Below are 17,705 nucleotides of genomic sequence, written 5' to 3'. Positions count from 1 at the left end.
TAGAAACACTAAAAAGAAGACCACCCATTGGATGGTCTTCTTTTGCACCGTTATAAGTTATTTCTTTATAAGATTCAACTTAAGAGCCTGCTCCTCCGTTAAAATAAACACCTCCTGAGGCCATATCTCCTCATCTTTATCTCTCCCGAAGAGACGAAGTATCTCTGACCAGACCCCTTTTTCCATTGCTTCCGAAGCTGAAATCATGATCTTCAAAGCAAACACCTCCCGAGAATAGTTACTTGTAAACCATCTTAGCTCAGTGATCAAACTAATGAGTTAGTATTGGAGCCATATCTTTTTCTTTCATATGATGCTCCCCCCAGGCACACATGGCATCGAGAATGGGTTTAAAAGACCAACCATAATCAGTTAAGGAGTAGACCACTTTTGGTGGCACTTGATCATAACTTGTTCTTTTCACCATTCCGTCTTGTTCCAACTCGCGTAACTGTTGGGTAAGCATCTTCTGTGTAATGTCGGGCATTAACCTTTTTAACTCGCTTGTCCGTTTGTCCCCTTTGTCCAAATGACATAAGATGACGACCTTCCATTTACCACCGATCACATCAAGTGTGGCTTCAACTGGAACATTATAGGCCATAGTAGTAAACCTCCTTTTGAAAATAAGGGTACTTTATAGTACCTATATACCTTAAATGTATCTATACTACTTCAAAGCTCGTACTTATCAAAAAGTTCGTATACAAATATAATAGCACTCAGAGTCGAAATGTTAAAGTGTACGGCCCTTCACTTCAATTATAAACTAGGAGGATATCAGCGAGCAGGAATTGGTTTCCCTGTTGCTTGTGCTTTTTTGCCTCATGAAACTTTGGGAACGGTTGATTTGTTCGCTTGCTTCCCTGGCTCGATATAAAAGGATACGCCATCTCTCTGGTTCGCCGCGCGAACGGTCATGCCGTGATGATCCATAATTTGTTTCACGATGGCGAGGCCAAGTCCGAATTGGCCATCGCCGCCGGAGCGGAACGGCTCGAAAAGGCTGTCCGCGATGGTTTGATCAAGAAGCGGGCCATCATTACTTATGCAAAACTTAGATAAAGAGGGTTGCCCTTTTATCGCATTCGCATTGTCGAGTGACTGTGATTTGACCAGGATGCGAATGCAGCTTTTGGCATAGCGGAGTTGGTTGTCTAGCATGTTTTCCAAGGCTATTTTCCACTGTTCCTGATCACCGATTAGTGTGGTATGTGGAGCGAGATCCATCTCCCACTTGATTTCTGGACGACGATACCGCAGTCGCTCAACCACATCCTCGATGACAACATTGATCTCAAAAGGCTGAAAGGGCTTCTCTCGGGCCGTCAAATAGTTCAGCTTATTCAGCAGCAGCAAGTCGCGAATCCGTTTCTCCAGCCGCTCGCCCTCTTTCATAATAACGCCAACACTTTCATTGAGGGTTCCCTTCGGATAAACGCCGTCTTGTATGGATTGCGCATAGCTGCGAATTACCATCACAGGCGTCTTCAGCTCGTGAGACGTGTGCTGCAGGAAGAACTGCTGCGCCCGATCCTGGCGCACTAACCGCTGCCGCATGGATTCAATCGCTTTGGCCAGCCGGCCAATCTCATCCTTGCGGCTTGTTGTGATAGGCTCGTGCCAATCACGTTCGGCCATCCGCCCAACATGACGCTCCATCTGAACGAGTGGACGTGTGAAGTAGCGAGCTATTCCCAGACAGGGGAGCCAGCTAATGACAATAAGACCTACCATCAGCAGCATGAGCCGGCCAAACATCGTCATCACGAGATCGTTGCGATAGTTTCCCCAAGCATACGAGACGATGAAGTTGGGCTTAGTTAGATCACCTTCTTTGCGAATGACATAGAAGATACTCTTGTTCTCAATATTCCGCGTATATTTTTCTACGGGCAGCTGTTGTGCGAAGGCATCATGCTCCATAGCCTGCATGAATGGCTCGCTAATGGTAGCGCTCGAACCCCATGTTTGATCGCTGGCAGTGCCGCTTATCATGAAATGCTGAATCGCTGGTCCGCTAAATGTCCCTTGAATAGACGCAGTTGCCCGTGTCGCCAGAGATGAATTAGGAAGGATGTTGTTTACTTCATTGTCAATTTTCGGTACAACCAAAATGCGCTTGTCCATAGGTATACCCTGGACAAAACTAGAAACCGGGAGTTGAATGGTTGGCTCAGCAGGGATTGCAAAAGTCGCCGCTTTGCTGCTTTCCACACGAAGACCGCTCTGTGTATCGAGTAAAATATCATACAGCTGCTCAGTGAAAAATCCCTTCAGTGTCCAAGGAAGCAGGATAGCGAGCAGTGTGAAAATCAAAAGTGTTAAAGAGGCAAACGCCCCCCATAGCTTGACCGCAAGAGGCCAATTTCCCAGACGCATTCTCATGCTTTCACCATCCTATATCCGTAACCATACACGGTTTCAAGTCGCAATTCCGGCAGCTTCCGGCGTAATCTTCGCACCAAGTCGTCAACGACGCGATCCGTACCGAAGTAATCGATGCCCCAGACAGCGGTAAGCACCTGCTGACGTTCAAGCACCTGTCCATGGTGATTCACCAGGTAAAGCAGCAGTTCGAATTCCTTCGACGTAAGCTCCGGATTCGTTCCATCGGCGTCGGTCACGATGCGGCCTTGCTCATCGATCAGATAGGGTCCGACGGTCAGTTTCACGCGGCGTTCTTGGGCGGCTGTCAGGGATCCGCCGAGCCGTTCCCCATAGACGCGTTCAAGCAATTTACGTGTGCGAATCACGAGTTCCCGCGGTAAAAAAGGCTTGGCTAGATAATCATCACTTCCTAGCTCCAGTCCAATAATCCTATCAATATCTGCATCCCGTGCGGAGATAAAGATAACAGGCTGCATCGGTTGATACGCCTTGATTTCCCGCATCAATTGATAACCGTCCACGCCGGGCAGCATAATATCGAGGACCCACAAGTCCGGCCGCTCCGAGATTGCTTCTCGGGCTGAGGTTCCGTCAGGGAACGAGCGCACTTGCCACCCCTCTTTCTCTAAATATGCGGCCAGCACGCCTCTTAAATCCTCTTCATCTTCCACTAGATAGATATGATACATTTACAATCTCCTACTTTCCTAACTACATAGGGAAAAAGTGGAGCCGATCCGCTTAAAAATGCGACCGGTTCCACTAGATTCAAATAGCTAAACAATCTTTATTTCTCAGCGGGTGCTGGAATTTCTGTTTTCAATTTCTTCGTCAACTCGCGAAGCTCTTTGGTTTGCTTCACATAATCCTTCAACAATTCCGGCAATAGGCTTTTAATCGCCTCAGCATCATCAGCTTCCACAGCTTCCGTTAATTTCTGCTGGCGTTTGAAAGATTCGGGTAGCTCCGCTTTCATTATATCACCAGCTACAGCACCCTCAAGTGGAAGTGCTTGGGTAACCAGTTGTTTGATCACGATATCTTTGGTAGGCGGCGTTACAACACCATCTGAATTAATAGCAACAGAAGGAAGGGCAGGGGCGGCAGTAACGGAAGCTGGGAGCCCTTCTAATTGAAGCGCATCGTCTTCAGTCAGGACTTTCTCATCTGTTTTACCGGTTTCAGCATCTTTCTTAATGATCACTTTTTTAGAAAAAGTAGGCTTTGGAAACTCACTTTCTACCTGTTTGCGATCTTCTAACGCTTTCTTCCAGTCAGATAGAGTTTCTGGTGCATAGGTACTGGCAAGCAGCTTCCAGTAGTTTCGCTCATGAGTTGGCTGCATCAGTAAACCTGCGCTAGCGCTAGTTGTACGGAACATCATGACTGGTTTGCTGCCTTCAGGTTTTGAGATTTGAATCCCTTGGATCGATTTGGTTTCTTTGGTCGTGTCTGCTGCGGATGCACTTACGGCTCCGAAGGCGATAGTTGCGATTACGGCTAGCAAGCTAGTTTGAGCTGCGCGTTTTTTCCATTGTGTGTTCATTTTAAAAACTCCTCTCGATATATGTAGCTTGTAGGGAATGTTATTCATTTCCCTTACACCCTTACTGTACCGAAAGATTATGGACATCCTATCGTAACATTGTGGGAAATTATGTGTAGAAGCATGCGGATTGCGATAAACTAATAAGACGGTAGTAATCAACATTTTGCTAGGAGGATTAGGATGAAAGAAATTGAACTGGGTCCCGAACAACGTTTCACAGATCTACCCGTAGAAGTTGAGATTGAAAGCCAAAAGTACTGGATTTTGAAAAACGACGAACCTAATAGCTATCGTTTAGTGTCGCGCAAATGTCCGCATGCTGGGGGTTTGGTAGAAGAGGAAGGTGGGGAGCTGGTATGTCCCTTACATGGTTGGGAATTCGATTCTCATACAGGCGTTTGTCTGAACGTGCCTTCGAAAGGTCTAACCGCGTATACCGTTGTTGTAAAAGATGGGCTGCTTGTCGCCAAGATGTAAAGGCTATTTATTGTTCCCAGAGGAACATCAGAATGCGATGAAGGATGTAAAAAAGGGCGAAACAAATAGCGAGAAAATGCTTGCCAGTTACGTAAAGAGCAGTAATGGCAACAGCAAAAATAGCAAGTTCGATGAAAAATTGAAGAGGCTGAGAGACGGTTATTGAAGCTTTCGGGGAAACGAACATGCCCCATAGGATGGCTGCTAGCAGCGGAGTGCCAATGCCCAGAACGCCTTTGAGCAACGCTCCTTTGCCAACATGAAATCCCCAATAGCTAAGAGAAGCAAGGATGCAAAGTTCTAACAAAAAACGTAAGCCTAAATTGGCGGCTTTCATTATGATCATCATGATAACAACACTCCCCTTCAGGTAAAACTAATTATAATAATATATTAACTAATGATATTAGTTTGTGCAATCTTTTTCTACATTTAAAAATACCTCTGCAGAACGTGTTTACGTTCCGAAGTGGTATTTGTTTGATTTTTACTGATTCAAATGCAACTTACGTGTGTTGAGCATACCGTCCAGACCAGTGGGATCTTGACTCACGCTAACAAAAAAGTGACCCACAGCAACGGGCCGTGGGTCTAAGTTATATATTTTAAAGGGGGGTCGAACTTTATTATAGGCTTACTTCATTAAAATCAGATGAATATCAGATTTCATTTTCATTACATTTTTGCTAATGGTAAAATAGCTAATGAACACATCTAAGAATAGTGTTGTTAGAGCGGAGGAACCATGTTTTGAAACATTATTCTATGAGATCGCATTTGACCATAACTTTCGCTATTATGGCGATGATTCCGATTCTAATACTAGGCAGTTTTCAAGTTTCTCAAATTATCCATATTACGCAGGAGTCCAACCAGAATCAGCGGCAGACAACCTACCGACTGGGGGATGCTGTCCAAGATTACATGTACTATCATCGAAATGCGGTTGAAACATTAGCTGCCACAATTACGGCTTCGGACGCCACCTTCCGTACACGCGAAAGCTTAACGCTAAAGCTGCAATCGCTGCAAGAAAATTTGGCGGGCTTCACCGGCATCTACGTTGTAGATCAAAATGGGATCATCAAAGCGACTCATACTGCAGCGAATGCTTCACTTATTGGCGCCGACGTCAAGGAGCGAGATTACACCAAACGTGTGCAAACGGCACAAAAGACCATCATATCCTCGTTATTCCGGGGACCAGAAAGTTTGAATCAGTCGGCAGTCGCGATTGCTGTACCGGTTTATAAGGGAAATAGGCAGGCTGAAGGCTTCGTGCTCGCCGTGCTCGAATTGGCGCCCATTAAGGAACTTGTTACCAAATATGATTATGGCAAAGAAGCGTATCCAGTTGTTCTGGATCATGCGGGTAAACCCATCTATCATCCGAACGCAGCACTGACTGAATCCATGGCGGATTTATCGCAGGAGCCTGTTGCCGTAGATGCCCGAGCCCAGCGACAGGGGGAAGGAACTTACCAATTAAGCACATCGAAACATAAAGAGCTGATTACCTACAAAGCCATCCCCGAAGTCGATTGGATCGTGTGGGTAAGTAAGTCCAAAGCCGCAGTCAATGCTGCTTTCATCGAATCTCTCCGTATCACGATATTGCTGCTGGTTTTCACACTCATTTTGACTGTATTGCTGGGCAGTTTTCTGGCGAAACGGCTGAATGGAACCATTCACGCCTTGGTTGGTTACACGCAGCGTCTTGCTGGAGGCACCTTCGCCAAGCCGGATAACAAAGTCGTTCCTCAGGGTTCACCTTTAGAACTGCAATTGCTGGCAGATCATTTCTTCCGGATGGCTGAGCAAATTAAGGAAAATCAAGGAGCGCTGCTGCAGCTCAACAGCGAGCTTGAGAATCGTGTCGAGGAACGAACTCAGCGGCTGCAGGACGAGCATGCGACCTTGAACGCCGTTCTAGAAAGCATGTCCGATGCGATTGTCCTGATCGACGTAAAGCATAATGTTGTTTACGCTAATCATCGGATGGCCGAAATCTTCGCAATTCCGATGTCGGAGTTAGGGGCAATGAATGAGGCTGCGCTGTTTGAAAGGATTGCTCTTTTGCTGCCCGAACGTCAAGACGAGTTGCAAATGCTTACAGCTGAGCCGAGGGTGCAGGGTGCTTTTACGGTGAAATCCGAGCATGGCAAAGAGCGCTTTATGATGGTTTCGGCGTTTCAGGTGGCTAGAGAAGGGCGAGTTTTTGGTCGCGGCTATGTGTGGCGTGATATGACCAAGGAACATGAAATCGATGCGCTTAAGAATGATCTGATTTCCCTTGCATCCCATGAATTCAAAACACCAATCACTAGTATACGCGGGGGTGTGGAGACACTTCTTCGTGTGGATGCCCAGTGGGAAGAAAGCTTTAAGCAGGAGCTGCTGGAGGGGATTCATGAGGACATCGGGCGCATTCAGGATCTGATCGATGAGTGGTTGGATATCTCGAAGATCGAATCGGGTGCCATGCGGATCAATCCGCAGCCACTTCGGCTGGAAGCAGTTGTGGAAAGCGCCAAGAGAAGGCTGCCGCAGCAAGCGAACTACGAGCATACCCAATTCGAGGTGCATTTGGAGGGCGGTATTCCTTTGGTCTACGCGGACAAGCTGCGCATGGAGCAAGTTCTCGTGAACTTGTTCACGAACGCAGTTCGATATAATGTGCAGCATCCGATCATTCGAATTACCGCTAAAGCGGATGAGCGTTATGTTCATCTGGAAGTTCAAGATAATGGCATAGGGATCTCAGCAGAGCATGCGGATAAAATATTTGACCGCTTCTACCGAGTTGATGTGTCATCAAGCCGTCAAACGGGCGGGACTGGACTCGGTCTTGCGATCTGCAAGGGGATCATGCAAGCGCACGGTGGAGAGATCCGCGTAGCGAGCAAGCTTGGTGAGGGAAGTACATTTATCCTCTCCATACCAAGGTTCCAAGGGAAGGAGAGCTGAAAGTGAACAAGAAGAAGATTATGATCGTCGATGATGAGCCCAAAATCGTGCGTTTCGTTGCAGCGAACCTCAAATCGCTGGATTTCGAAACATTGGCCTGCCAGAGCGGCGCTGAAGCGCTTGAGAAGGTTGAGGGATTTGATCCGGATTTGATTTTACTTGATCTAATGATGCCGGGCATGGACGGATTTGACGTTCTCAAAAGGCTGCGCTCCTACTCCAGCGTTCCAGTCATCATGCTGACTGCGCGGAGTAATGGGGCGGATAAAGTGCAGGGACTCAACCTAGGAGCAGACGATTATTTGACGAAGCCGTTCTCGTTAGATGAGCTATTCGCTCGTGTGAACGCCGTGCTTCGCCGGATGGATGGCCGAATGGCGACGCCAGTCACAACGAGCGAAATCACGCTTGGACCTGTGACGGCAAATCTAGCTCAACGAAGAATATGGCTGGGGGATACTGAGGTTAAGTTTACGGAGACCGAGTATAACTTGTTTGCCTTGCTTTTGCAGCATGCAGGCAAAGTTATGACCCATGAACAGCTCCTGAGTGAAATCTGGGGGAGTGAATACCGCGATGAAGTTGAATATTTGCGGGTCACGATAGCGAGAATTCGCCAAAAGATTAAGAGCCTTGCAGAGGGGCAAGAGATTATTGTCACCTACCCTGGGGTGGGCTACATGGCGAAGCATGAATGAATGCATAAAAGAATGCTGAATAAAATGAATGCAGACCGAGTGAATGCATGTCGAAAGATTGAATGAATGCATACGGCCGTTCGCTAAGCGACTTTCCATAAAGCAAGATCCCATAGAAAAGCCCCTTGCCCTGTTTAATCAGGTAAGGGGCTTTTGGTTTTGCATCACAAGCAAAATAAGCTGAGAGAGCCGAAAAGGACTTCTCATCGCCGGAAAAGTAGCAAAATGTTGCTGAGAAGTCAGAAAAGTACTTCTCAGAGCTAGAAGGATGCCTGTTGACCACAAATGTATGCTGAGAGAGCCGAATTGGACTTCTCATCGCCGGAAAAGTAGCAAAATGTTGCTTAAAAGTCAGAAAAGTACTTCTCCGAGCTAGAAGGATGCTTGTTGACCGAAAAATGTATGCTGAGAGAGCCGAAATGGACTTCTCATCACCGGAAAAGTAGCAAAATGTTGCTTAGAAGTCAGAAAAGTACTTCTCGGAGCTAGAAGGATGCTTGTTGACCGACAAATGTATGCTGAGAGAGCCGAAATGGACTTCTCATCACCGGAAAAGTAGCAAAATGTTGTTGAGAAGTCATAAAAGGACTTCTCGGAGCTAGAGGGATTCCTTTTAACCGACAAATGTATGCTGAGAGAGCCGAATTGGACTTCTCATCGCCGGAAAAGTAGCAAAGTGTTGCTGAGAAGTCTGAAAAGGACTTCTCGGAGCCAGAAGGATGCTTGTTGACTGTCAAATGTACGCTGAGAGAGCTGAAATGGACTTCTCACTGTCTTACCGGCTCAGCAGCTGCACATCCAGAGGGTAATCTGGGATCTCGAAGTCGCGGACTGCGCCAGACTGCAAGTCAACAACGGTCATGCCGTTCCAACCGGTATCAGCATAAGTCACGCCGCCTGTGAGGTAGGCGTAACGACCGTCTGAGCTGCTGGAGACCATTTGGTGCATTCGAGTCAGAGGTATGATTTTCTCGGCATGAGCAGCGATGTCGAGTACTGTTAAGTTAGGCTTGCCGGTTGCGCTGCCGGCAGCGCCGATGCCGACGATGAGCAGCTGCTTGCCGTCAGGTGTGAGGGCAACGCCTTCCTGATGCGTGTTGCCGGTTAGCGGCTTCGTCTCATACTTGCCGCTCACAGGATCAAGAACGACGAGGCCGCGGCCTTGGTATGGCAAGAGTAGACGACCATCGGAACGAACAGCAGCGTAATGGGGCTTCTCGAAGCCGCCGCGACCATATGGCGCAACCTCAAGGGTGCGAGCTTTGTTACTGGCAAGATCGATAGCCGTCACGGAGTAAGAATCGTGATCGATGCTGTAAACTTCACGGCCATCGAGGCTGGTAACGACATCGAACGGTCGGATTCCGACGGAGACACTACCTGTCATGGTGAGATTGTCAGTGTCCATGATTTCTAGTTGGCTTTTGCTGCGACCAGGCAAGTAAACACCCACATAGACGAATCGGCCGTCAGGCGACACAGCGATGCCCATGCCACCGGGACGATATTCGCCAAATTGAGGCTTACCTACATCTGCTTGGTAGGGCACGAGGGCTACGCGTTTGCGCAGCTGGGTATCCACCACAGCGATACCTTCCGCTGTGGATACATAGGCACGATGATTAGGACCTTCCGCAATAGCGAAAGGAGATTGACCGACGATGAGTTTCTCGAGGCTCCCAGAAGCTGGGTTTAAGAAAGATATATAGTCACTCTTGGAATGTGTAACCATCAAAATGGTTTCGGAAGCATCGGGCGGAGAGGTATTTGTTGGTTTTGGACTATTGGCAGGTGTTGTTGAAGGTGCTGAAGGTGCTGACGTTGTAGGGACAGGTGCAGCCGCGTCAGGACGCGACCCGCAGCCTATTAATAGAAGAAGCAGCGTCAGTGGAGTCAATATTGTCAAGAATGAAAGGTTTTTACGTAACATGGGAATTCACCTCGGATTTGTGGGATAGGGATAAATAATAGAACGAGAGCACCTCATTCAAGGTACCCTCGGATCTCTTAGTCTTAAATGTGAAGATTATTTGGTTAAAGTCAAAGTGACGCCTGTTTCCGTAGACCATTTGCCCACTGGAGCAACGGTATAAGAAGTGCCTGGAACGAGCTGAGCGTTATTAAGTAGAGCGAAAGTCCCTACAGCGCCTTTACGTGAAGTTAGCGTGTATTCTGCAGTTAACACAGTACCGTCAGTTGCGGTAAGTGTAACTCGGCGAGAGACGAAAATTTCATCCTTAGGATCTTGCGAAAGTGTGACGGCGATCGTCTTCGTATCAACCGCGGCTGCGGATTGGATAGTAAGCGGTGCGATTTCTTTGGCTGTAAACGTTGGATTCGCGAGAGTAGCCCAGTCGGCCGAAACGGTATATTTGACACCGGCTTTGAACGTTTCGCCGTTAGGTAGAATAAACTTAGGTGCTTGACGGCCATCGGTTGCTTGTGTGAATGGCAAGTAGTTCGCTGTCATTGTCGCGCCACCCTCAGGGGTAATTTGCACTTGACGGCTGCGCATCGACGAAAGAATTTGATATGTTTTACCATTGTAGCTGTTGTTCTCATCAACGATGAATGATCCTGGGCGGCCTTTGCTGTATGCGGCAATGACATAACCGTAATCAGCAACACCATCAGCCAAATGGGATTCAACTTCAAACAAGTCACTCGCTACTTGCGCTGTGGATTTTAATGCAATTTTTTCCGTGCTCGCTGTGAAAGTTCCAGCTGGTTTACCTTTATAAGTTAGTGTGTAAGTTGTCCCGGCTTTTTGGGTAGGAACTGGAACGATGTAGGTGGATTTGGAGCCTGTTTTTAACCGTGGTACATTATTGATCGCTAGGCCATTGTCAAAAACAAAGTTTTTGGACGCTTGATCCAGTTCCAATTCTGCCGCCGGAATCGGTGCCGAGAAAGTAACCTGCAGTGTTATGGCATTCAAAGCTTGAAGCTTAGTCACTTGAATAGGCGCTAATTGCTGCGCTTCAAAAATAAGAAGAGCGGCTTGACCTCGCGTCACTTGACTGCCTGCGATAGATGCAAAGCTTGGCAGCTTTTCAACCGCTGCTTTATCAACTTTTAACACGTTCGCAATCACTTCTGCAAGTTGATCGGAAGAGATGGATTGACCTCCCCGGAATTGTCCGGAATTTTCTTTCATGACGCCTAAAGATTCAAGGGCAACCGCATAGGAATAGAACCAATCACCTTTCGTTACATCGTTAAAATGGTTAGCAGCGGCTGGGTCTACGTTCACATGAAGCGCTAATGCTACCATTTTTGCAATCTCTGCGCGAGTCACAGTCTGATTCGGTTTGAAGGTGTTATTCTCATATCCGGATACAACTTGCTGCTGAGCTAATTGTTCAATCGCTGTTTGAACTTGAGCTGAGTTGGCAGAATCCGTGAAAGGATTAGCTGCTAGTGCATTGAACGGAAGAATTGCTGATAAACCTACGGTTGCTGTGATCGTTAATGCGGCTAATGTTTTTTTACTATTTTTCATATATAACACTCCTATTCGATGATGTTTTGAATGCGCTGTTGTTTGCATCGTGCTGCTGTCTACAAGAACTAGCTTACACGTCAGGGCATTACAATCGAATAAAAATTCCGTGCTGCACATTACAAAATCGTAAAAAATGATATCCCCACTCGAAAAGCCATAAAAAAAACGGCCTTACAGCTGTAAAAGATTTGAGGTATGAAGCTCAGATCTTCTACGGCTGTAAGGCCGTTGTTCGTTATCAGAGTCTTAAATGCTAAGATCTGTAGGACTATTACGTTTAACAACGCTGTGTGAAGAGGAGCCCGTAAGTCTTTGCGGGGGGAATACCTGGCGAATAGGAGCAATGATGAGTGCTGCAACCACAGCTTTAATAGCATCTCCTAGTAAGAATGGATAGCATGCTGCTGCCATGGCTTTGGCGAACGTATAGGTAGGTACCTTGTACATTAACCAAGGAACTCCGGCCAGATATAGAATGAGAGAGCCGAATACTTCAAGGACAAGGAAGGCAGCGATGTAACCCATGATGCCATTCATCCGAATACGAGGTAAAATAAGACCGATAAGCATAGCCGAAATAGGCCAAATCATAATAAAGCCGCCAGTAGGTCCGAGGACGACGCCTAAACCGCCATTCCCATGAAGTAGGGGAAATCCGATGGCTGTGAGGACGACAACGAGTGCCATGCTAAGGAATCCATAGCGAGCTCCCAGGAGTCCGCCAGCTAGCATAACCGCCAGTGTTTGCAATGTAATAGGCACAGGTGTCAAAGGGAGAGAAATTTTCGCAAAGCTGAATAAAACGAGAATAGCGGCAAATAGTGCACTAAAAACAACGCCGCGGAGAGTGAGTTTCATATTGTTCATCGCTCCTGTTTCTGTTATTGTTGATGTATTGTCAACCAACTCGATCGACTTTGGTTGACAATCAGATGATAGCACATCTTTTGTGAAAGTGAAAGGAACATTTTACATATGGCAAACAGAGAGATTTTAGCTTCTTTGGAGAGAGCCTCCGTTATCTATCAAACAGAATCGGGAGAAGGAAGGCAAGTGTGGTCCGATGTCTCTATAGATATTCATCAGGGTGAGTGGATTGTCGTCATAGGACCCAATGGCAGCGGCAAAAGCACACTAGCCAGCGTATTATTGGGCTTAAGTCCGCTCTCCAGTGGGCAGTTCGTTCATAAACAAGACCTGCATGGGCTAACCCGAGGTGTGCTGCAAATACCGGATGCCCAGTTCATTGGAGATACGGTGCAGGAAGAGCTGGACTACCTGCCGAATGGGCAGAATTTAAGCACAGAAGCACGTGAAAAGTGGTACATTGAAACCTTGTCTGCTGTTGGATTGACGATCCCGATACAGCGAGCGCTTAACACGTTATCCGGTGGGCAAAAGCAGTTGGTGAATCTCGCAGCTGCGCTTGCTGCTCAGCCAAAGATTCTTGTATTAGATGAGCCGACCGCGATGCTGGACCCTGCGGCAAGGAAGGAAGTGCGTCAAGCGGTAAGTGAAGCGCATAAGCGTGGGACGACGATCGTGTGGATTACCCATCGTTTGGAAGAGTTGGCGGATGCTACGCGAGTCGTTGGTTTTGGTGAGGGACGGATTACCTTTGATGGGGAGCCGAGAGCGTTTTTTTATGGGGGAGGGGGAGAATTATTGGACATGACACCTTGTATGGAGTTAGGGTTTGATCCGCCTTTTGTGGTCAAGACAGCCATAGGTCTGCTGCAGCAAGGTTGTCAGCTTGATTTCCTCCCGATAGATGTGGAAGAGCTGGCCAAGGCGGTGACAAACATATGCCCATAGTTCTGCAGGACATTCGGGTAGATGCTCCGGATGACCCTAATAATCAACTGCTGAAGGATATCAACTTCAACTTGTCGGATGGATCGCTGACTTTGTTGATTGGTCATACGGGTTCAGGGAAATCAACATTGCTGCAGGTTATGGCGGGAATTCTAGAACCAACCTTAGGAACGATTACCCTTGATGAGCAGCCATTATGGCACAAACGGAAAGTAGACCAAGCCCATCTCCTGCGTCTAGGTTTGATCTTTCAATTCCCTGAGCAGCAGCTGTTCGCGCGCAGTGTACGCCAGGAATTCGCGTACTCCTTGCGTCCTTACCGGCTCGGGCCGGACGAACGCGAGCGCCGCATTCACGCCGCTTGCGCCGACCTCGATCCACGTGGCGTCATCGCCATGGATCGGTCGCCTTTTTCGCTGAGCGGTGGCGAGCAGCGCCGGCTCGCGCTGGCCACAACCTTCGCCACTTCGCCGGATTGGCTCCTCATGGATGAGCCAACTGCCGGCTTAGAGGCGGCAGCCGTCCACGAATTGCTGCGCATCATTCGCGCGCGCGAACGTGGCGGCTTCGTCATCGCCACGCACGACCTGGACACGTTCTTTCCGCTAGCGGACCGTGTCCTCGTTCTAGACCGCGGCGCGCTCGTCTTCGACGGCTCGCCGGCAGAACTTTGCCGCGCGCCGGAGGTGCTCACGCGCGCCGGCGTCGGCCTCCCGAGCTGCGTGGAGGCCGCGGTAGAGCTGGCGCGCTATGGCATTGCCATCGCGCCGGACCGGCTCACGCCAGCGCTTGCCGCGCCGGCGATCGCAGAGGCGCTGCGCGAACGCGCCAGCGCCAGCACTAGGCCGGCGCCGCAAGCGGCAGCGCCGAGCCCACAGGCCACGCGCGAAGCTGGCGTGGCCCCGAAGCCGCCGCAGGCCGTCTGGCTGCGGCTCGACCCGCGCGCGAAGTGGCTGCTCTACCTGCTGCTCGTCATCGGGACGATGCAGCAGCAGCGGTGGAGCGGCCTCGCGGCATCCATGCTGCTCCTCAGCCTCGCGTTTCTCGGCCTCCCGCGCTCCGTCCTTCGCGGCAGCATGAAGATCGCCTTGCCATTCCTGATCTTCATGTTCATTTCGATCCTTCTGGCAGGGCTGGACTGGTCAACCGCCGAAGGGCAGTTTCCGCTTGGTTTCTCGGCGGAGCGCGGCTTAAGCACGGCACTCACGTTGACACGTTTGTTTCTCGTCCTCATGGCTGGCTATTGGCTAGCCGTCACGACGCCTTATGGTCAGCTCGTGCAAGGGCTCAATTGGGCCTTGAAATATTTCCGCAAAGTTAAGCTGCCGGTTGAATCCTTTTCCTTGGCCGTCTCCTTGATTTTCCGCTTCATTCCGCTCATCCTGCGGGAGTGGCAGCGGTTCTCAGCCATTGTAAGAGCCAGAGGCAAAGCATCAATCCGCCCGGGTGCTGTTCGCACACGGGATATCCCGGCGCTGGTCGTCCCCTTGCTGCTCGCTATGTTTCATAAGGCAGAGCAAATGACCATTGCAATGGAACTGAAAAAAATCGACGGCAAACAGCTGCTGCTGAAGAAAAACACTTTACAGTGGCGAGGTATGGACACTATTCTCGTGGTCACGGGCATTCTTTGTTTTTCATTGCTAATGTACATGCAATTATAAATTTCCGGGGGGCTGTCCCAAATGTAGATAAATCTACTTGAGGACAGGCCCTTAAGGCCTATTGACCTTCTGGAACATTCAAATCGGTTTTCAGAACGAAATTCATACTTCCATTGGATTTTTCCAATGGAATCTACTCTGAGGCTTCGAAATTCGTACTTCTATTGGAATAATCCAATGGAATTGACTTTTAGGCCGCCCAATCCCTACTTCCATTGGATAAATCCAATGGAAGTAGCAAGCAGGCTTCGAAATTCACAAAGTGGGAGCTAAATTTTCCAAACATAACTTTGGGAAAGCCCATTGTTCTTTGTGCTCTTGTTTGTGCTCTTCTTTGTGCTCTTCTTTATTCTCTTCATACCACTCTTCCCGCCACTCTCCACATTCTCCTCTTCCCACCACGTCATGTTGAGACCAATCGTTCCGTATACTATACTTAAATGAAGAACAGGGATGGCGGTGACGAGAATGGAAACAGCGTACACAATTTACGAGCAGCAGATGTTAAAAAAGCTGAAACGCTGGGAAATCCGGCAGCAGAAGGCTCCCAACCTAATGGAGAGAGCCTCCAAATCTGTTCAAACCAGCATCAACAACTTGATCCCCGACAAGGTTCATAAGACAATAACCGCAACCGTCAAAGGAATCGTACAAACGACCCTATTCAGTATGAATTACATTCCTAAAAACGACCCGTTATATGGCGTCTCCTTAGCAGATAGCGATGCCAAAGCTGAGGAATTATTGTCCCTATATAAAAAGATTGCCGCAGCAGAAGGAGCAGGTGCGGGAGCGGGTGGGATCCTGCTAGGACTTGCGGATTTCCCAATTCTGATCGGCATTAAGTTGAAATTCCTATTTGAACTGGCGCATGCGTACGGCTACTCGACCAAAGATTATCGAGAGCGGTTATTTATTCTCTATGTGTTTCAGCTAGCCTTTTCCAGTCCGAATAAGAAACCGGATCTTCTTCACACCATTAAGAATTGGCATAGCATTTCGCATTCTTTTCCACCGGCTGAGGACTACATGAACCAAGTGGATTGGCAGCAGCTGCAGCAGGAATACCGGGATACGATTGATTTTCGTAAAATGCTTCAGCTCGTCCCCGGCATAGGGGCGGTCGTGGGCGCTTGGGCGAACTTTGGTTTGCTGGAGGAGCTCGGCGTGGCAGGGATGAACTGTTTTCGCTTACGCAGATTACATGATAAAGCAGAGAGCGACGGATTCGAATCGAAATAAAATCCTTAGCGATCATACAAACTGGTCAAATTTATAGTGATTTTCGATGAGAAATAGCATATGATAAAAGAAAGAGTCGTCAACCGACTCGTCTTGTGAAAGTATGTGATATTTTTCACAAGTATATATGTGATTTATTTCACAAATCGGAGGAGAGGATTTCAATGAGCAAACCGAAAGTCGTTATTCTTGGCGCAGGTTACGGTGGTCTGGTTACAGCCATTAGACTTCAGAAGCAGATGAAAGCAAGTGAGATGGATGTTACCTTGGTGAACAAACATGATTATCACTACATGACGACGCATCTGCATATGCCGGCTGCCGGTACCGATCATCACGATAATGCCCGTGTGGCGATTGCGGATTTGATTGATGAGCGTAAGATTCATTTTGTGAAATCAACGGTAAGTCAGATTTTTCCTGAGGAAAAGAAGGTTGTGCTTGGCGATAGGGACCTCTCCTACGATTATCTGGTTATTGGGCTGGGGAGTGAGACGGAGACATTCGGCATTCCTGGGATGAATGAATATGCGATGTCGATTAAGAGCATTAACAGCGTGCGCTTTATTCGCCAGCATATTGAATATATGTTTGCCAAGTCAAAAATGGAGCCAAAGAGGACAGAATACCTCACCTTTGTGGTTGGGGGCGCAGGCTTCACTGGAACAGAGTTTGTGGGCGAATTGGCGGATCGGATCCCTGTGCTGAGCAGGACCTATGACGTAGACCCGTCCGATGTGAAAATCATCAATATCGAAGCCTCCCCATCGGCGCTGCCTCCCGGTCTACCTGAAGATCTTGTCGAATATGGCATGGAAGTCATGCGCCGCAAGGGTGTTCAGTATAAACTATCTGCACCAATTAAGGAGTGCACGCCAGATGGCGTTATGTTGGGCAATGGCGAGTTCATTCGTGCAGGCACCGTTGTTTGGTCGGGAGGCATTCGCGGAAATTCCTTACTACAGCAAGCGGGATTTGATGTACAGAGGGGGAGGGTCAAAGTGGACGAGTGCTTGCGCTCTTACCAGTATCCCGATGTATTTATTACAGGTGATTGCTCCATTGTGATGAGCCCTCAGGGGACACCTTATCCGGCGAATGCCCAGATTGCCGTTCAGCAAGGCTACAACGTAGCGAGAAATCTCCTATATGCCGTTCGCGGCCGCGAACTTAAGCCGTTCGCATACGATTTCAAAGGGACTGTGGCATCCTTAGGCCGAGGAGAGGCAGTAGGTCTACTCAAAGTGAAGAAAGTCAAAGGCAAATTCGCCGCTCTCCTGAAAAAAGTCATCGATGCTCGCTATCTATACCTCATTGGCGGCATCCCGCTCATATGGAAAAAAATGATTTTCAAACAAAAAACAACAGCCCGCAATTATCATGTGCCGAATTGAATG

The 17,705-nt window shown here is 48.3% G+C and carries 16 protein-coding genes; 7 read left to right on the top strand and 9 right to left on the bottom strand.

Features of this window, described 5'->3' with window-relative positions; all coding sequences use genetic code 11:
• Positions 1 to 57 precede the first annotated feature (57 nt).
• The 5 genes from QFZ78_RS20085 to QFZ78_RS20065 all read right to left on the bottom strand — a co-directional run bounded on the left by QFZ78_RS20085 (position 58) and on the right by QFZ78_RS20065 (position 3,937).
• A complete protein-coding gene (locus QFZ78_RS20085) occupies positions 58 to 216 on the bottom strand; it encodes a hypothetical protein (protein WP_307556132.1) in 159 nt (52 codons plus the stop codon).
• 55 nt (positions 217 to 271) lie between these two features.
• Positions 272 to 604 carry a winged helix-turn-helix transcriptional regulator gene (locus tag QFZ78_RS20080; RefSeq protein WP_307438239.1) on the bottom strand — a complete coding sequence of 111 codons (333 nt, stop codon included), beginning with the start codon at positions 602 to 604 and terminating at the stop codon, positions 272 to 274.
• Between the two features lie 221 nt (positions 605 to 825).
• On the bottom strand, positions 826 to 2,388 hold the full coding sequence (locus tag QFZ78_RS20075; protein ID WP_307550230.1) for a HAMP domain-containing sensor histidine kinase: 1,563 nt from the start codon (positions 2,386 to 2,388) through the stop codon (positions 826 to 828).
• On the bottom strand, positions 2,385 to 3,080 hold the full coding sequence (locus QFZ78_RS20070) for a response regulator transcription factor (RefSeq protein ID WP_307550229.1): 696 nt from the start codon (positions 3,078 to 3,080) through the stop codon (positions 2,385 to 2,387). Before QFZ78_RS20070 ends, QFZ78_RS20075 begins: the two co-directional genes overlap by 4 nt.
• A 98-nt stretch (positions 3,081 to 3,178) precedes the next feature.
• Positions 3,179 to 3,937: a hypothetical protein gene (locus QFZ78_RS20065; protein ID WP_307550228.1), complete on the bottom strand. Its 759-nt coding sequence runs from the start codon at positions 3,935 to 3,937 to the stop codon at positions 3,179 to 3,181.
• A gap of 183 nt (positions 3,938 to 4,120) precedes the next feature.
• On the opposite strand from QFZ78_RS20065, the gene QFZ78_RS20060 reads away from it, so the two are divergent.
• On the top strand, positions 4,121 to 4,417 hold the full coding sequence (locus QFZ78_RS20060) for a Rieske (2Fe-2S) protein (RefSeq protein WP_307550227.1): 297 nt from the start codon (positions 4,121 to 4,123) through the stop codon (positions 4,415 to 4,417).
• A 7-nt stretch (positions 4,418 to 4,424) separates the two neighbouring features.
• Here the strand turns inward: QFZ78_RS20060 and QFZ78_RS20055 are convergent, their stop codons facing one another.
• The gene (locus QFZ78_RS20055; protein WP_307550226.1) at positions 4,425 to 4,766 is read right to left on the bottom strand and encodes a YrdB family protein; all 342 of its coding nucleotides are present in this window, start codon (positions 4,764 to 4,766) and stop codon (positions 4,425 to 4,427) included.
• A 401-nt stretch (positions 4,767 to 5,167) separates the two neighbouring features.
• Here QFZ78_RS20055 and QFZ78_RS20050 point away from each other — a divergent pair, with 401 nt between their 5' ends.
• Complete coding sequence (locus tag QFZ78_RS20050; RefSeq protein ID WP_307550225.1) at positions 5,168 to 7,384, top strand: ATP-binding protein; 2,217 nt, start codon at positions 5,168 to 5,170, stop codon at positions 7,382 to 7,384.
• A gap of 2 nt (positions 7,385 to 7,386) precedes the next feature.
• Entirely contained in the window at positions 7,387 to 8,082 is a 696-nt protein-coding gene (locus tag QFZ78_RS20045; RefSeq protein WP_307550224.1) for a response regulator transcription factor, read from the top strand.
• A 775-nt stretch (positions 8,083 to 8,857) separates the two neighbouring features.
• Here QFZ78_RS20045 and QFZ78_RS20040 read toward each other — a convergent pair.
• The 3 genes from QFZ78_RS20040 to QFZ78_RS20030 all read right to left on the bottom strand — a co-directional run bounded on the left by QFZ78_RS20040 (position 8,858) and on the right by QFZ78_RS20030 (position 12,445).
• Positions 8,858 to 10,012 (bottom strand): YncE family protein, encoded by a 1,155-nt coding sequence (locus QFZ78_RS20040; RefSeq protein WP_307550223.1) that lies wholly within the window; start codon positions 10,010 to 10,012, stop codon positions 8,858 to 8,860.
• Between the two features lie 96 nt (positions 10,013 to 10,108).
• Complete coding sequence (locus QFZ78_RS20035) at positions 10,109 to 11,584, bottom strand: S-layer homology domain-containing protein (RefSeq protein WP_307550222.1); 1,476 nt, start codon at positions 11,582 to 11,584, stop codon at positions 10,109 to 10,111.
• A gap of 249 nt (positions 11,585 to 11,833) precedes the next feature.
• On the bottom strand, positions 11,834 to 12,445 hold the full coding sequence (locus QFZ78_RS20030) for a biotin transporter BioY (RefSeq protein ID WP_307550221.1): 612 nt from the start codon (positions 12,443 to 12,445) through the stop codon (positions 11,834 to 11,836).
• A gap of 117 nt (positions 12,446 to 12,562) precedes the next feature.
• Here QFZ78_RS20030 and QFZ78_RS20025 point away from each other — a divergent pair, with 117 nt between their 5' ends.
• The 4 genes from QFZ78_RS20025 (at position 12,563) to QFZ78_RS20010 (ending at position 17,702) form a co-directional block, all read left to right on the top strand.
• Positions 12,563 to 13,402 carry an ATP-binding cassette domain-containing protein gene (locus QFZ78_RS20025; RefSeq protein ID WP_307550220.1) on the top strand — a complete coding sequence of 280 codons (840 nt, stop codon included), beginning with the start codon at positions 12,563 to 12,565 and terminating at the stop codon, positions 13,400 to 13,402.
• Positions 13,393 to 15,066 carry an ATP-binding cassette domain-containing protein gene (locus QFZ78_RS20020; protein ID WP_307550219.1) on the top strand — a complete coding sequence of 558 codons (1,674 nt, stop codon included), beginning with the start codon at positions 13,393 to 13,395 and terminating at the stop codon, positions 15,064 to 15,066. Before QFZ78_RS20025 ends, QFZ78_RS20020 begins: the two co-directional genes overlap by 10 nt.
• 468 nt (positions 15,067 to 15,534) lie before the next feature.
• Complete coding sequence (locus QFZ78_RS20015) at positions 15,535 to 16,308, top strand: EcsC family protein (protein ID WP_307550218.1); 774 nt, start codon at positions 15,535 to 15,537, stop codon at positions 16,306 to 16,308.
• Between the two features lie 164 nt (positions 16,309 to 16,472).
• Positions 16,473 to 17,702 carry an NAD(P)/FAD-dependent oxidoreductase gene (locus QFZ78_RS20010; RefSeq protein WP_307550217.1) on the top strand — a complete coding sequence of 410 codons (1,230 nt, stop codon included), beginning with the start codon at positions 16,473 to 16,475 and terminating at the stop codon, positions 17,700 to 17,702.
• Positions 17,703 to 17,705 lie beyond the last annotated feature (3 nt).

Source organism: Paenibacillus sp. V4I5, assembly GCF_030817255.1.
Classification (GTDB): Bacteria; Bacillota; Bacilli; order Paenibacillales; family NBRC-103111; genus Paenibacillus_E.
The sequence above is the reverse complement of the archived record's forward strand: the minus strand, read 5'-3'. Positions and strand labels throughout refer to the sequence as shown.

Bases quoted from the DNA above. Each gene is read 5' to 3' on its own strand.
- QFZ78_RS20010 (WP_307550217.1), top strand. From the start codon at position 16,473: ATGAGCAAACCGAAAGTCGTTATTCTTGGCGCAGGTTACGGTGGTCTG.
- QFZ78_RS20025 (WP_307550220.1), top strand. From the start codon at position 12,563: ATGGCAAACAGAGAGATTTTAGCTTCTTTGGAGAGAGCCTCCGTTATC.
- QFZ78_RS20060 (WP_307550227.1), top strand. From the start codon at position 4,121: ATGAAAGAAATTGAACTGGGTCCCGAACAACGTTTCACAGATCTACCC.
- QFZ78_RS20065 (WP_307550228.1), bottom strand. From the start codon at position 3,937: ATGAACACACAATGGAAAAAACGCGCAGCTCAAACTAGCTTGCTAGCC.
- QFZ78_RS20035 (WP_307550222.1), bottom strand. From the start codon at position 11,584: ATGAAAAATAGTAAAAAAACATTAGCCGCATTAACGATCACAGCAACC.
- QFZ78_RS20055 (WP_307550226.1), bottom strand. From the start codon at position 4,766: ATGATGATCATAATGAAAGCCGCCAATTTAGGCTTACGTTTTTTGTTA.
- QFZ78_RS20040 (WP_307550223.1), bottom strand. From the start codon at position 10,012: ATGTTACGTAAAAACCTTTCATTCTTGACAATATTGACTCCACTGACG.
- QFZ78_RS20015 (WP_307550218.1), top strand. From the start codon at position 15,535: ATGGAAACAGCGTACACAATTTACGAGCAGCAGATGTTAAAAAAGCTG.
- QFZ78_RS20080 (WP_307438239.1), bottom strand. From the start codon at position 604: ATGGCCTATAATGTTCCAGTTGAAGCCACACTTGATGTGATCGGTGGT.
- QFZ78_RS20070 (WP_307550229.1), bottom strand. From the start codon at position 3,080: ATGTATCATATCTATCTAGTGGAAGATGAAGAGGATTTAAGAGGCGTG.
- QFZ78_RS20020 (WP_307550219.1), top strand. From the start codon at position 13,393: ATGCCCATAGTTCTGCAGGACATTCGGGTAGATGCTCCGGATGACCCT.
- QFZ78_RS20030 (WP_307550221.1), bottom strand. From the start codon at position 12,445: ATGAAACTCACTCTCCGCGGCGTTGTTTTTAGTGCACTATTTGCCGCT.
- QFZ78_RS20075 (WP_307550230.1), bottom strand. From the start codon at position 2,388: ATGAGAATGCGTCTGGGAAATTGGCCTCTTGCGGTCAAGCTATGGGGG.